This window comes from Nitrococcus mobilis Nb-231, assembly GCF_000153205.1.
In the GTDB taxonomy this organism is placed as follows: domain Bacteria; phylum Pseudomonadota; class Gammaproteobacteria; order Nitrococcales; family Nitrococcaceae; genus Nitrococcus; species Nitrococcus mobilis.
This window is the reverse complement of sequence record NZ_CH672427.1, coordinates 2753832-2767783: the sequence shown is the minus strand read 5'-3', so window position 1 is coordinate 2767783 and position 13952 is coordinate 2753832. Positions and strand designations below refer to the sequence as shown.

The 13952-nt window shown below is 59.7% G+C and carries 6 protein-coding genes and 1 riboswitch; of the genes, 2 read left to right on the top strand and 4 right to left on the bottom strand.

Features of this window, described 5'->3' with window-relative positions:
- Positions 1–29: 29 nt before the first annotated feature.
- Complete coding sequence (gene tkt, locus NB231_RS12580; protein ID WP_005003438.1) at positions 30–2024, bottom strand: transketolase; 1995 nt, start codon at positions 2022–2024, stop codon at positions 30–32.
- 614 nt (positions 2025–2638) lie between these two features.
- On the opposite strand from tkt, the gene metK reads away from it, so the two are divergent.
- The gene (gene metK, locus NB231_RS12575) at positions 2639–3799 is read left to right on the top strand and encodes a methionine adenosyltransferase (protein ID WP_005003434.1); all 1161 of its coding nucleotides are present in this window, start codon (positions 2639–2641) and stop codon (positions 3797–3799) included.
- Between the two features lie 167 nt (positions 3800–3966).
- A riboswitch (S-adenosyl-L-homocysteine riboswitch) is annotated at positions 3967–4057 on the top strand.
- 15 nt (positions 4058–4072) lie between these two features.
- Positions 4073–5494 carry an adenosylhomocysteinase gene (ahcY, locus tag NB231_RS12570; protein WP_005003433.1) on the top strand — a complete coding sequence of 474 codons (1422 nt, stop codon included), beginning with the start codon at positions 4073–4075 and terminating at the stop codon, positions 5492–5494.
- Between the two features lie 196 nt (positions 5495–5690).
- Here ahcY and NB231_RS12560 read toward each other — a convergent pair whose 3' ends face one another.
- The 3 genes from NB231_RS12560 to NB231_RS12550 all read right to left on the bottom strand — a co-directional run bounded on the left by NB231_RS12560 (position 5691) and on the right by NB231_RS12550 (position 13858).
- A complete protein-coding gene (locus NB231_RS12560) occupies positions 5691–6164 on the bottom strand; it encodes a chemotaxis protein CheW (protein ID WP_005003432.1) in 474 nt (157 codons plus the stop codon).
- Between the two features lie 17 nt (positions 6165–6181).
- The gene (locus NB231_RS12555) at positions 6182–11992 is read right to left on the bottom strand and encodes an Hpt domain-containing protein (protein ID WP_005003430.1); all 5811 of its coding nucleotides are present in this window, start codon (positions 11990–11992) and stop codon (positions 6182–6184) included.
- Positions 11993–12130: 138 nt separating this feature from the next.
- Positions 12131–13858, bottom strand: coding sequence for a methyl-accepting chemotaxis protein (locus NB231_RS12550; RefSeq protein WP_005003428.1), 1728 nt, complete (start codon positions 13856–13858; stop codon positions 12131–12133).
- Positions 13859–13952 lie beyond the last annotated feature (94 nt).

Below are 13952 nucleotides of genomic sequence, written 5' to 3'. Positions count from 1 at the left end.
GACTAGAATGATTGGGTATACGTCAGGGCTCAGAGCAAATTCCTGACCGTCTCGATCGCTTGATCGACGGTCAAACCGAACTGTTGATAAACATCCGGCCCCGGCGCCGATTCACCGAAAGCAGATAATCCAAGGATACGGCCTTGCGGGCCGACGAAACGCAACCAGGAATCGGGCACAGCGGCCTCTATAGCCAGCCGAGCTGTGATGGCGCTCGGCAAGACCGACTCCCGATAAGCGACATTTTGGGCAAGGAACGTATCCACTGAGGGCATGGAAACCACTCGCACACGATACCCCTCGGCGGCCAGGCGTTCCTGGGCGTCTACGGCAAGCGCCACCTCAGACCCGGTAGCGATGATGATTGCCTGCGGCTCAGGCCCGGCGTCGCGCAATACGTAGCCACCGCGGCGAATCTGCTCGAGCTGCCCGGGTTCACGCGGTTGGTGGGGCAAATTCTGCCGCGACAGACTCAGACAGGTAGGCCCGGTACGACGCTCCAGCGCGGCTTGCCAAGCGACCACAGTCTCCACCGCATCGCACGGCCGCCAAAGGCTGATGTTCGGAATCAAACGCAAAGTGGCCAGATGTTCGATCGGCTGATGCGTCGGCCCGTCCTCTCCTAGACCAATGGAGTCATGGGTATAGACGAATATGCTTCGGATCTTCATCAGAGCCGCCATACGCACAGCGTTGCGCGCATAATCTGAGAATACTAGGAAGGTGCCGGCATAAGGCACGAAACCACCATGAAGCGCAATGCCGTTGACAATGGCTGACATGCCGAACTCGCGCACGCCATAATAAATATAGTTGCCGTCGCCGTCCTGCCGGCTCACCGCCGTACAGTCATCCCACCATGTGTTATTGGATTCCGTGAGGTCGGCGGAGCCACCGATCAACTCGGGCAGATGCTGGCCGAACCCGTTCAACGCCATTTGCGAGGCTTTCCGAGTGGCTACAGTTCGCCTTTGCTCATCGGCTTGCTGTACCAACTCCCGTGCCAGCGATTGCCAAGATCCCGGCAAGTCACCGCGAATACGGCGCTCGAAAGTACGCGCCAGCTCAGGATGGGCTCGCTTATAGTCTGCGAAAATTTCATCCCACTCTCGTTCCCAGCGTGCGCCACTCTCGTGTGCATCCCAACCCGCATAGATTGCTTCGGGGATGTGGAACGGCGGATGCGGCCAGTCGAGAAACTCTCGCGTAGCGCGAATCTCATCATCGCCCAACGGGGCACCGTGCACTCCGTGGGTGCCACAGACATTCGGTGCACCAAAACCAATTATGGTCTTGGCGCAGATCAAGGTGGGTCGATCCGCAACGCTGCGGGCCTGTTCAAAGGCTGCCTTCACGGCCTCGGCATCGTGCCCATCGATTTCCCGAATTACGTGCCAGCCGTAGGCCTCGAACCGGCCTGGCGTATCATCGGTAAACCAGCCCGCCACCTTGCCGTCGATGGAGATGCCGTTATCGTCGTAGACTGCAATGAGTTTGCCAAGCCCCAAGGTACCGGCAAGCGAGCACGCTTCATGGGAGATGCCTTCCATCAGGCAGCCATCACCGAGGAAAACGTACGTGTAGTGATCGACAATGGCATGCCCTGGTCGATTGAATTGTGCACCCAGGACTTTCTCGGCAATCGCCATTCCCACCGAATTGGCTAACCCCTGGCCGAGCGGTCCAGTGGTCGTCTCCACGCCGAGAGTGTAGCCAAATTCAGGGTGGCCAGGCGTCTTGGAGTGTAATTGGCGAAACTGCTGCAAATCGCCGATCGTCAAACCGTAGCCGGTCAAATGCAATAGCGCGTACTGCAGCATCGAACCATGCCCATTGGACAGCACGAAACGGTCTCGGTTGCACCACTGCGGATTGCCGGGGTTATGGCGCAGGAAGTCGTTCCAAAGCACCTCAGCGATATCGGCCATGCCCATAGGGGCACCCGGATGACCCGACTTGGCACGCTGAACGGCATCCATGCTGAGCGCACGGATGGCGTTGGCAAGTTCTCGGCGCGATGGCATTCACTAGCTCCCGATCCGATTGTTGGCTCTTAAGCAGGACCGCAAAGACGCCACCTGTAGGGCAGCCTGTAATAACGTAGGCGCGAGCACCGCCTATAGCACCCGCATTGGCAAGCGCGTAATTCTCGCCGAGATGCCCAGCTCAGGCAAGGCGACATTCTCAAAAGAGCCGATCGCTTGACTTGAAATTGTTGGCGAACTGGGAGAACCTTTTAAGCTACCCGCGATGCGACGGAAAGTCTCTTATATTCGCAAGCCTATGCCACAATGAAACCCATGCGCTTGGGCGGCACGGTTCTTTATCGTTGGGCCGATTGCGATAAACCATTAACCTCTCCCACAATTCGGAAGAGATGTTAACAGGCCCTAACGTAGTGCGCCGCCCCACACCTAGAGCGACGATGGTTTGGCGCTTGGTCACGGAAAAGGGAGGTTCCAGCAATGCACGCAATGCCGCACGGTCGGATGTAAAACCGCCTTGACCGTGCCGATACCCACATTTTTAGTTATCCCTTTTCCTACGAAATACGGCCTTTTGAGTGCCTGGCTCGGATAGGACTCAACAGCGGACCGTGGCCAGTACTCGATCGGATCAGGCCAAGAGAGTCGAAACAATGAGCAATCAATACCTATTCACATCAGAGTCCGTATCCGCGGGCCATCCGGACAAGGTCGCAGACCAAATTTCCGATGCCGTGCTGGATGCGATCCTCACGCAAGACCGGCAGGCTCGCGTGGCTTGTGAGACGCTGGTGAAGACCGGCATGGTCATCATCGCCGGCGAGATTACCACCAGCGCCTGGGTGGATCTTGAGGAATTAACGCGCCGGACGGTCAAAGAGATCGGTTATGACCACGGCGACATGGGTTTCGATGGCGATGCCTGCGCGGTGCTCAACGCCATCGGCAAGCAATCACCGGATATCGCCCAAGGAGTCGATCGACAGCTACCGGAGGAACAAGGAGCAGGCGATCAGGGACTTATGTTTGGTTATGCCTCTAACGAAACGGACGTCCTGATGCCGGCACCGATCACCTATGCGCACCGCCTCGTCAGGCGCCAGGCCGATGTACGCAAAAGTGGGCGACTCCCTTGGCTGCGCCCGGATGCCAAAAGTCAGATCACTTTTCGTTACGCGGATAACCGACCGGCCGGAATAGAGACCGTGGTGCTCTCCACCCAACATGCCCCGGAGATCAAAGAAGCCGATGTGCACGAGGCGGTGATTGAAGAGATCATCAAGCCGATTCTTCCGCGTGAATGGATCGACCAGCGGACCAAGTATCTAATCAATCCCACCGGCAAGTTCGTCATTGGCGGCCCGGTGGGAGACTGCGGTCTGACGGGTCGTAAAATCATCGTCGACACCTACGGCGGCATGGCACGTCACGGTGGGGGCGCATTCTCCGGCAAGGATCCATCCAAAGTGGATCGCTCGGCTGCTTACGCTTGCCGCTACGTCGCCAAGAACATTGTCGCCGCCGGCTTGGCCGAGCGTTGCGAGATTCAGGTTTCTTATGCAATCGGCGTGGCCGAGCCCACCTCGATCAGTATCGAGACCTTCGGGACGGGCCGGTTATCCGAGGTTCGACTGGTAGAGCTCGTACGCGAGTTTTTCGATCTGCGCCCCTACGCGGTCCTGAAGATGCTTGATCTGGTTCGACCGATCTACCAGGAAACGGCCGCATACGGACACTTCGGCCGCGAGGAGGAGAACTTCACCTGGGAGAGAACGGACAAAGCCGAGATGCTGCGGGAAGCCGCCGGATTATAGTCGACAGGGCACGATGCTGTTCGGTGCAATGGGCGTATAGCGCAAGGAACAGGAGTTGTTCTACCCAAAGCAAACGATTAGGGAAAAGGGATTTCATAGCATGGCATGCTTCGCCCTCACCTAAACACATTCACCTTAACGCCCTGCTTATGCGAGAAATGGTCGATCTCGCCGAGGAGCGCTGCAACAGGACACGTCTTGGATTCCTGCCAGGCTCGGCGATTATCGGGACCTTTAAACCAACGGCGCTCGGTTCAGGTATGGAGAAACACCATGAACGCTGTCGTGGAAAGCACCCGAACCGATCACCATGTTGCGGACTTGACCCTAGCCGCTTGGGGTCGTAAGGAAATTGCCATCGCCGAGACGGAAATGCCCGGCCTGATGGCGCTTCGGGAGAAATACGGCGCTGAGAAACCGCTCAAAGGTGCTCGCATCGCCGGTAGCTTGCACATGACGATACAAACCGCGGTGCTGATCGAGACTCTGGTCGAGCTCGGCGCCACGGTGCGCTGGGCCTCATGCAACATCTACTCCACCCAGGATCACGCCGCTGCAGCGATCGCCCAGCGGGGTATCCCGGTATTCGCCTACAAGGGTGAAACCCTGGAGGAGTACTGGGAGTTCACTCATCGGATCATGGAATGGCCGGAAGACCGCCGCCCCAACATGATTCTTGACGACGGCGGGGACGCCACTTTGGTGGCGACTCTAGGGGCTCGTGCAGAAGCCGATCCGAGCGTGCTGGATAACCCCGATAATGAGGAGGAACGCGCGGCATTCGCAGCCATTCGCCAGCGGCTCAAAGACAAACCGGGATTTTACCAGGGGCTGCTCGAGAGCATCCGCGGGGTAACCGAAGAGACGACCACCGGTGTCCACCGCTTGTATCAAATGGAAAAGGAAGGGCGCCTGCCGTTCGCGGCAATCAATGTCAACGATTCGGTGACAAAATCCAAATTCGACAATCTCTACGGCTGCCGCGAATCACTGGTCGACGGCATCAAGCGCGCCACCGATGTCATGATTGCCGGCAAGATCGCCATCGTCTGCGGCTATGGCGATGTCGGTAAAGGCTGTGCGCAGTCGTTGCGCGGCTTGGGCGCCACCGTGTGGGTCACTGAAATCGATCCGATCTGCGCGCTGCAAGCCGCCATGGAAGGGTACCGCGTGGTCAATCTAGAGCAACCCGGTATCGTCGAACAAGCCGACATTTTCGTCACGGCCACTGGCAACTACCATGTGATCGATCAGGGCCATATGCTGCGCATGAAAAATCAAGCCATCCTGTGCAACATTGGCCACTTCGACAGCGAGCTCGATGTCACCAGCCTGCGGCAATATACTTGGGAAAACATCAAACCCCAGGTAGATCATGTGATCTTTCCGGACGGCAAGCGAATCATCCTGCTCGCCGAAGGACGGCTGGTTAATCTGGGCTGCGCCACAGGCCATCCCAGCTTTGTTATGTCCAACAGCTTTACCAACCAGGTCCTAGCCCAGATAGAGCTGTTCCGCGGCGAACGGGACTACGAGAAGCGGGTCTACGTGCTGCCAAAGCATTTGGACGAAGAAGTGGCACGGCTGCATCTGGCGAAAATCGATGCTCAGCTCACTGAACTGACCGAAGAACAGGCCAACTATATCGGGATACCCGTGACCGGTCCGTATAAACCCGATCATTACCGCTACTGAGCCACACTCACGTATCTTGGGAGGGCCTTCGCAAATCCTGCAAAGGCCCTCCCAGGGTAAAATGACGCGACTCCGTAACAAGCACACCGCAGCGGTAGCTCAGGTTAAGACCGAACCGAGCAGATCATCCCACCCGTTCGAGTCATCCCCTAGCGCTAGGGTAGTGCCCCGCCCAAAACGCAAGTGACTGAGGAGCTCAGCCGAACAAAACTGTATGCATCTGCGATTCGATCTCCTCGAGGTCCGGCAGCAACGCCGGCTCGCCTCCAGCAAGCACTTGGCAGTGAATTCCCGGTTGCGGCGCAAACTCGTCTAAACGCTCAACGGTCGGTTCGGAGAGGGTGGTCAACCGCGGCAACTCCCGCGTCAGCATACCGAAATACGGCAACTGTGATCGCTGACCTAATCCCTTTAAAACGATAATCCGGGCCCGGATGCTTGGCGCGGCACGCTCGCCGGTCATCACCGCCTCCATGGAAATCAATGGTACTTTTTGATCACGCCAACCTGCGAAACCAAGCAACCATTCCTGATCGGCGAGATGATCGGGAAGGGGGTCAGGCTCCTGATAGTCAACGACTTCGGCCACTACACCGGCCGGCAATAACAAATTATGTTCGACAACCGGAATCAGCAGGCAGCGAATGCTCTCGACCTGGGAATGCGCCATTTCCTGCTCCTTGCGGCCTATGCGTGTGACTGGGTCGGGGTCAGCAGCTCGTGCAAAGCCGCCAACAGTTCGCTTTCCTGGTAGGGTTTGCCAAGATAGCGATCCACGCCGATCTCCGTGGCCTTTAACCGGTGCTTATCGCCGGTGCGGGAGGTAATGACGATGATCGGCACCGCGCGCAGGCGCTCGTCATTGCGCATATGAGTGGCCAGTTCGTAACCATCCATCCGCGGCATCTCGATATCGAGTAGCATTGCATCGGGGACCACGTCCTGCAGCGCGGCTACGGCATCGACTCCGTCTTTGGCCGTGATCACATCGATCTCATTGCGTTGCAGGAGCCGAGTCGCCACCTTGCGCATGGTGATCGAGTCGTCAACCACCATCACCCACGGGCGCTTCCGGCGCGAGGGCATAGCCGCAATGGGCCACTCATCGGCCTCGTCCTCATCGCTTGAGCCGATGTCATAGCGAGCCAGAGCGCCGACATCGAGGATGAAAACCACGCGGCCGTCAGCCAATATCGTGGCACCGAGCAGCCCCGGCACCCGACTGATCTGCAGACCGGCGGATTTGACCACTATCTCGCGCCGACCTAACAGAGCATCCACCTGCAGAGCGGTGCGATGATCTCCGGCCTGAACCAGAATCAGCGGCACTCGTGGCCGTTCGGGCGGCGGACGACCATCACCGACACCCAGCATGACAGCCAAACTGCGAACCTCGTAACGCGCGCCAGCATAAGAATAAAAACCATTGTCTGCGCTGGTGTAAATATCGCGCAGCTCGTCTTGTCCCACGCGTACCACCCCCTCGATGCTGGAGAGCGGAATCGCGTAGACTTCTTCGCCCGTTTGGCAGAGTAATGCCTGGTTGAGTGCTAAAGTGAAAGGCATACGGGCGGTGAATTGAGTCCCCACACCCAGCTCCGAGTCGATCTCGAGGCTGCGGCCAAACTGCTTGATCTCGGCGTTGACCACATCCAGACCAACACCGCGCCCCGCAATTTGCGTTACTTTCTCGGCCGTGCTGAACCCGGGTTCGAGCACGAACTGCATGATCTCTTTATCGGAGAGCATCGATCCTTCACTCATCAACCCCTGGCTGATGGCCTTGCTGCGGATGGCATTCAGATTCAGGCCAGCGCCGTCATCACTGACCCGGATCGTGACATCGGCTCCCTCGCGCTCCAAAGCTACGCAAATCGTGCCGAGCTCGGCTTTGCCAAAACTGCCGCGTACGGCAGGGGCCTCGATTCCATGCGCCACAGCATTGCGCAACATGTGCTCCAATGGTGGGATAAGACGCTCGAGCACAGTACGGTCCATCTCTCCCTGGGCTCCGAAAACCTTGAGCTGGGCCCGCTTGCCGAGTTCCTCACAGGCTTGGCGCACCACCCGGCGCATGCGCGGTACCAAATTGGCGAAGGGCACCATCCGAGTGTGCATGAGACCGTCCTGTAGCTCGGTATTCACGCGTGACTGCTGCAGCAACAGGGTCTCACTCTCGCGGTTGAGGTTGTTCAGACTGCCCTGGATATTGGTGAGATCGTTAACGCTCTCGCTCAGTGCGCGGGAGAGCTCTTGGATTCGCGAGAAGCGATCCAGCTCTAGGGGATCGAAACTCCCTGGATCAGTTGGGCCATGCTCGCGCTCGAAGCGATAGAGAATCTGGGCTTCGGTCTCGATCTCCAAGGCACGGAGCTGCTCACGCAGACGGGCCACTGTCTGCCCCAGCTCCGCCAGATTGAATACAATATCGCCCCCCTGCTGCTCTAACCGGCTGCGATAGATACTGACTTCACCAGCTAGATTGACCAGGCTGTCCAGCAGCTGGGAATGGACCCGGACCTGATCGGGCTGGCGGCGCGGCGCATGACTGCTGTCTTGTTCGGCCTCGTCCACCGCCGGTGCAGTGTCTCCCGCAGCCCGCTCGACAGCGGCCACTGCACGCTCGCCTGGATGTAAATGAGCAAGGCCCTCCAACACTTGCTGCACGTCAGGCAAAGAGGCCCCGTTGAGAGCCGTACTACGCAGAGTCATCAGATGGTCATTGGCGCTTTCCAATCCATCGAACAGTGCTTCACCGAATTCAGCTTTGCCTTCTGCGACCGCCTCGAGCAGGGTCTCCAATCCTTGACTGAGGTCGGCGATCGGCTTGAACCCCGCCATCCGGGCCCCCCCTTTGAGGGTATACAAGGCCCGCTGCAGCTCAGGCACGCCGGTAAACGCTTCTGGATTCTGGCGCCAGTCGTAGAGCAACGTCTCCGTGTTGGCAAGGATATCGGCAGACTCTTGTAAAAAAACCTCCACCAATTCACGGTTCGGGTCGCCGCGGGGCGCTGACAGCGGGACACCGGTGCCACGCAGATCCTCGATCCGTGCGATCAACCCCTGCGGTGTCGACGAGCGCTCGCCGCCATGGGCTTGTTCCAGCAAATCGGTCAGTCGGTCCAAGCTGGCGTGGAGCAGATCAAAAAACCTATCGTCGGCAGGTACCCGCTGCGCTCCCACATCACCGAGCACGCTTTCCAACGCATGGCAGAGATGACCGATGCCCTCGAAGCCAGCCAGCCGTGCCCCCCCCTTTAGGGTATGCAACGAGCGGTGCAGTTCGGCCACCCGAGCCTCATCCTCCGGTGCTGCCTCCCAACGCTCCACTGCACCTTCGAGAAAACGCAGAATATCGTCGGCTTCCTCGAGGAAGATCTGCACCAACTCCGCGTCTTCTACCGACTGTTTCACGGGGCTGAAGACAGGGCCCGGGGTATGTGCTCGTGCCGCCTCGGGACTGGGATGGACGGGCGGGGGCGCCGGCGCTGCCGACGCTCCTTTCGGCACCGGTTCATTCGCGTCAATCGGCTGAGCTTCGAGCGCATCCGCCCCGGGAGGCGCCAATGATGATTCAGCCTCGTACCGATCCTCGTGCTTGGCAGCCGACTTGGGCAGGGCGGCCCTACGGGTCCCAATGTCCCGCACCAGCTCCGAGACATCGGGCAGTTCCGCCCCCTCTCGACCCAGGGCTTCGACGACCGCCCGTATCACCCGCGCCCCCCGTTTGAGCACGGCTTGATCGGGGGCATCCAATGCGCGGCCCTCGGCATAGCGGCTGGAGACGAGCTCCTCGAGCTCGCGGCCCACCTGGGCTATGGGACCGACCTGCGCCATCCGCGCACTGCCCGTCAAAGTATGCAACGAGCGCGCAAGACGCTCGGCAACCCGACATTGACCAGTGTTCGATTTTTCACACTCCGCCAAAAACTCCTCTATGCAGCCCAGATGATCCCCGGTCTCCTTGCCAAAGATCTCGTAGAGGACTGGATCCAATCGCGCGTCACCGGTCTTGCCGAGCGTTTCGACCGCACTCCTCGCCACACGCAGTGCCTCGGCATCGCTCTCGGCTCGCGCGGACTCACCGCGCGCGGGCGTCGCCCGCATCGCGTGGCCGGGCTCACATGGCGCTGAGACGGCAGGCTCTTGCCGAACAGTCCCCCGCTCAGTCTTGGCCGAGTGTTCCGCCGCACCGGCGGCTCCAGGAGTTAGATCGGCCAGCTCGTTATGCCGCGTGGGCTCGCTCAGTATCGAAATCTTGCGTATCAAGTGCCGGGCATCGCAGCTTGGGGAAGTGGCGTCGCGCAGCTCCGTGATGAGTTCGGGAATCACGCTCAAAGCCTCGGCCACGCTAGCGTATACCTGCGACGAGGGCTCCAAGGTATGATCGAGGACCCGATTGAGCAGATTCTCCACGGACCAGGCGAGCTCACCGAGCAACAGCGCGCCGGCCAACCGACCGCTGCCCTTGAGAGTATGGAACAAACGCCGTATCGTCAGCAGCGCCTCGGTATCGTCGACCTCCCGCTGCCAGCGCGGAAACACCTCTCTCAGGGTGTCCAGGACCTCGTCGGCTTCCTCAAGAAAAATCTCTAGAATCTCCGGATCGACCTGTTCGCCCCAAACCGGTACTTCTGGATCAACTCGACCGCGTTTCTTAGAGGAGTCGATACCAGCGTCCGCTAAAAACATCGACTGCTCGGCAACCGCCGGGGGCGCGCGCGATGAACGGGCCTCCTCCGCCACGGCAGGCGCTGGCTCGCTGGCAAACGCCTGGGAGGCTTCCCCGGAGCCCGGGCTCAAACCAACCAGGCAGCGCAACCGATCCTCGCTCACATCGAGACCCTGCTCGCCGTACGGACGGCCGTCCCGCATTGCCTCCAGGTAATACTCAACACCCGTGATCGCATCGGCGAGCGCCTCAAGTATCTGCGGCGAGGGGAACTCCGCGGTACTAAGCATACACTCACGCAGGCAATGCTCGGTTGTCCCGATCAACTCCGGAACCCGCTCCAACTCCAACAGAATCAGGCTGCCCCGCACAGCACCAAAGCGCCGTTCGATGCTCTCTAAACGCTGGCGTTCGCCGCTTTCGACAAACTGGACAATCGACTCTTTGAGATAGCCAAGCTCAGTGATCGCCTCGCTGATGGCCTGGATGAACACCGGCCGATACTCGCTCTCCTCGATCGCTCCCTGCGCGGCGCCCACCTCATCATCGTCGTCCTGCCCCACTTGCTGGCGACCGTCCACCAGATTGGCAAGCGATGATTCTACATAGAGCAATGCCTCGGCCACCTGCAAAGCGCGGTGATTCTCTAGACCTCCCTCGTCATGCAGCGCACGCACCTGCACCGCCTGCTCCTGCACCAAACTGCAGGCGTCAGCCAGGCCGATGACCCCCAGCGTGTCGGCAATACGGCTCAGCGAATCGGCGGTGGTGGTCAAATCCTCGGCATTGCGAACGCTGCCACGGGCATGCAGGTCGAGGGTATCTTGCACATGGGCCAGATCCTCGCAGATAGCACGGGCTACACCGACCAAGGCATCGCGACCCGGGCCGAACAACCGCTCACGACTTTGCTTGATCCGGGCGTGCTCGGCCATCAGGCTCGGAAGATCGTAGAATGTCTGGATTGCCGCTACTCGCTCCGTCACCGGACTGACCAGAGCCAGATGGTAGAGCAAGCCACGCAATAGATCCTCGGCCATGGCGACCCCGGCACCGCTTTCCAGCGCCGCTTTGAACTGGTGCTCCACTTGACTCAGCAGACGGCGCGCCGCGGCCGCATGCTCAACGAGTTCCCCGGCATCCAACACGTCGATCAATCCAGCTGCAAGCCACCACAAAGTGCCGTCACGATCATCGGGACTGGCCTGATCCATAGCCAGCAAGGCCTCGCGCATTTGATTCAACCCGCTCGCTGGGTCTTGCCCCCGGAGATAGGCCAACAGTCCACGCTGATAAAACGAGCGCATCCGACGAGCCGTTAACGTCACGCTGTCGGTGCCGTCTCTCGGCCACCGCGACTGCTCCGGCTGCTCGCACAATAGCTTCAGATGCGGGGCAAACAGTGCGCTCTCGGCGATAATGGGAGCGCCGCGCGCGCTCCTTAGCTCGTTGATCAGCGGCAGCAGCAGGATGGTGGCATCCGGCTGCCCGCTCACTACCCGCTCCAGATAGTCCTGGAGCTGCAGGATGGCCCGCATCAGGGTTTCCTGAGCCAGCTCGCCGCCCATCGAAGGGTCGACCAACAGCGCCTGACCGAGCTGCTCCATCTCCTCGGCGAGCGCCGCCGCGCCATGGAGCTCCAATATCTGCAGTATGCCGCGCACCTGATGCAGGCTTGTGATGCAGCGCTGCAACTCGGCGCGATCGGTCGAGTTCTCGGCACACGATTCTAGAGCTTCGGCCGCTTGGCGCAGGGTCGCATCGAGCTCATTTTTAACCCACCCAAGGGCGCTGTAATCGTAATCGAAATCAGTCTGTTTATTCATGATCACATCACCAGGGCGTATTAACGCTTCCCGCGCGCGTCGCGGCGACGGTCATCCTGCACAAGCCAAGGCGCGCTGAGCGCAACCTGGAAATAGGCCCCACCAAAAACGATACGCAAGCATATCCGCAAGCCTCGCTTAATTTTGTGCCTCACGCTGACCGGGCAACTTAAAGCCGGCTACGGAACCACGCAGCTCCGCGGCCAGATCCGCCAGGTTACCGATCGAGCTCGCCGTCTCGTTAGTCCCTGCCGAGGTCTGGGAGGTGATCTCCTGAATGACGTTCATCGAATCGGAGATATTGCCCGCGGCATTGGCCTGTTGCCGCGACGCCTCGGAGATACTGCGAATCAAACCCGCCAAGTGCTGAGAGACATTCTCGATCTCGTGCAACGCATCGCCGGCCTCCTCGGCTTGGCGCGCACCGGCGACCACACCGGTGGTACTCTGCTCCATCGAGATCGCCGCCTCGTTGGTGTCCGCCTGAATGGTTTTCACCAAACCTTCGATCTGCTTGGTCGCATTACCGGAGCGTTCGGCTAGCCGCTGGACTTCATCGGCTACCACAGCGAAGCCGCGACCGGACTCACCTGCCATAGCCGCCTGAATCGAGGCGTTCAATGCCAGGATGTTGGTTTGGTCGGCGATATCGTTGATCAACTCGACGATATTGCCAATTTCCTGCGAACTCTCGCCCAGCCGCTTGATTCGCTTCGAGGTCTCCTGGATCTGTTCGCGGGTGTTATCCATCTGGGCGATGGTTCGTTTGACCGTAGCCGCGCCCTTGAGCGCGATCTCCACGGCCTGTTGTGCGACCTGGGAGGACTCCTCGGCATTACGTGAGACCTGATCGATTGACACCGCCATCTCGCTGACCGCCGCCGAGGCGCCTGTAATCTGGTGCGCCTGGTGATCGGAGGCCTCGGCTAGATGCATGGCCGTCGCCTGGGTCTGCTGCGCGGCGGAAGAGACTTTTCCTGAGATCTCATTGATCGTAGCCACCAAACCGCGCAGCTCTTCAATAGCGTCGTTGAAGGCATCGCCGATGGCGCCGGTGAACGCCTCACCCACCGAGGCCTGTACCGTAAGATCGCCTTCCCGCAGACCTTCGATCTCGTCGAGCAGGACGCGGATAGCTGCTTGAGTTTTATTGCTCTGTTCGTCGGCTCGCGCACGCGCCTCCTCGGCCGCCCGCAGCTCCCTCTGGGACAAACGCCAGGAGACAACGCCCCGCAATGTCAGCAGGATCAAGGCAAACACGCCGAAAACCACGCCGTGCCAACCCTTGACCGGACGCGCATCCTCGAGGTTACGGTAGACGCCGGCCAGCGTATCAACACGGGCGAGAAGCTTATCGGAGCCGACGGCAATTGCCTCCGCAGCCTGCTGCACTTGAATCAGCTCCGGGGCGGGCGCAAGGGTATTCTTAGCCCCCATACCCGAGGCGGCAGCAAGCACTTGATCGCGGCCCTTGAGAATGGTATCGATCTCGCCGCGCATCTTCTGCCAAGGTTGAGCCACATCGTGCAAAGCCTCTACGGTCCGGGATGAGACCTGTCGATCGGTGACCGACTTAGCCGCGGCCAGCGCCTCGACGTTAACTTGAAGCTCGTCCCTGGCCTGTTGCAACCGATCGAAGGCCTTGGCGTTACCGTCGACCGCTTCGGCCGTGTGCTGGACGATCTGCTGGGCTTGTACTCGAATCGCTTCGACCCGCGAGATGGACTCCCGAGCAAATTTTCCGTAATAGACTACGTAACCGAGGCTCGCGGTCATCAGCAGGGTCGCGAGAATAACCAGAACGGCGAGAATATGCGCTGTCCTGCGCAGCCCTACCGCCTGCCGTGGTTGTAGTGACGTCTTCATGGTTTTACCCCTCCGTGGAAGACGCTGGCTCCGTTGATGCGATTAAGTCATGGCCAACTGCGTTTATCGGTCGCCTTGGCATCCAGTCGCTCTA

Coding starts and splice junctions, on each gene's coding strand:
- tkt (WP_005003438.1), bottom strand. CDS start 2,024: ATGCCATCGCGCCGAGAACTTGCCAACGCCATCCGTGCGCTCAGCATG.
- metK (WP_005003434.1), top strand. CDS start 2,639: ATGAGCAATCAATACCTATTCACATCAGAGTCCGTATCCGCGGGCCAT.
- ahcY (WP_005003433.1), top strand. CDS start 4,073: ATGAACGCTGTCGTGGAAAGCACCCGAACCGATCACCATGTTGCGGAC.
- NB231_RS12560 (WP_005003432.1), bottom strand. CDS start 6,164: ATGGCGCATTCCCAGGTCGAGAGCATTCGCTGCCTGCTGATTCCGGTT.
- NB231_RS12555 (WP_005003430.1), bottom strand. CDS start 11,992: ATGAATAAACAGACTGATTTCGATTACGATTACAGCGCCCTTGGGTGG.
- NB231_RS12550 (WP_005003428.1), bottom strand. CDS start 13,858: ATGAAGACGTCACTACAACCACGGCAGGCGGTAGGGCTGCGCAGGACA.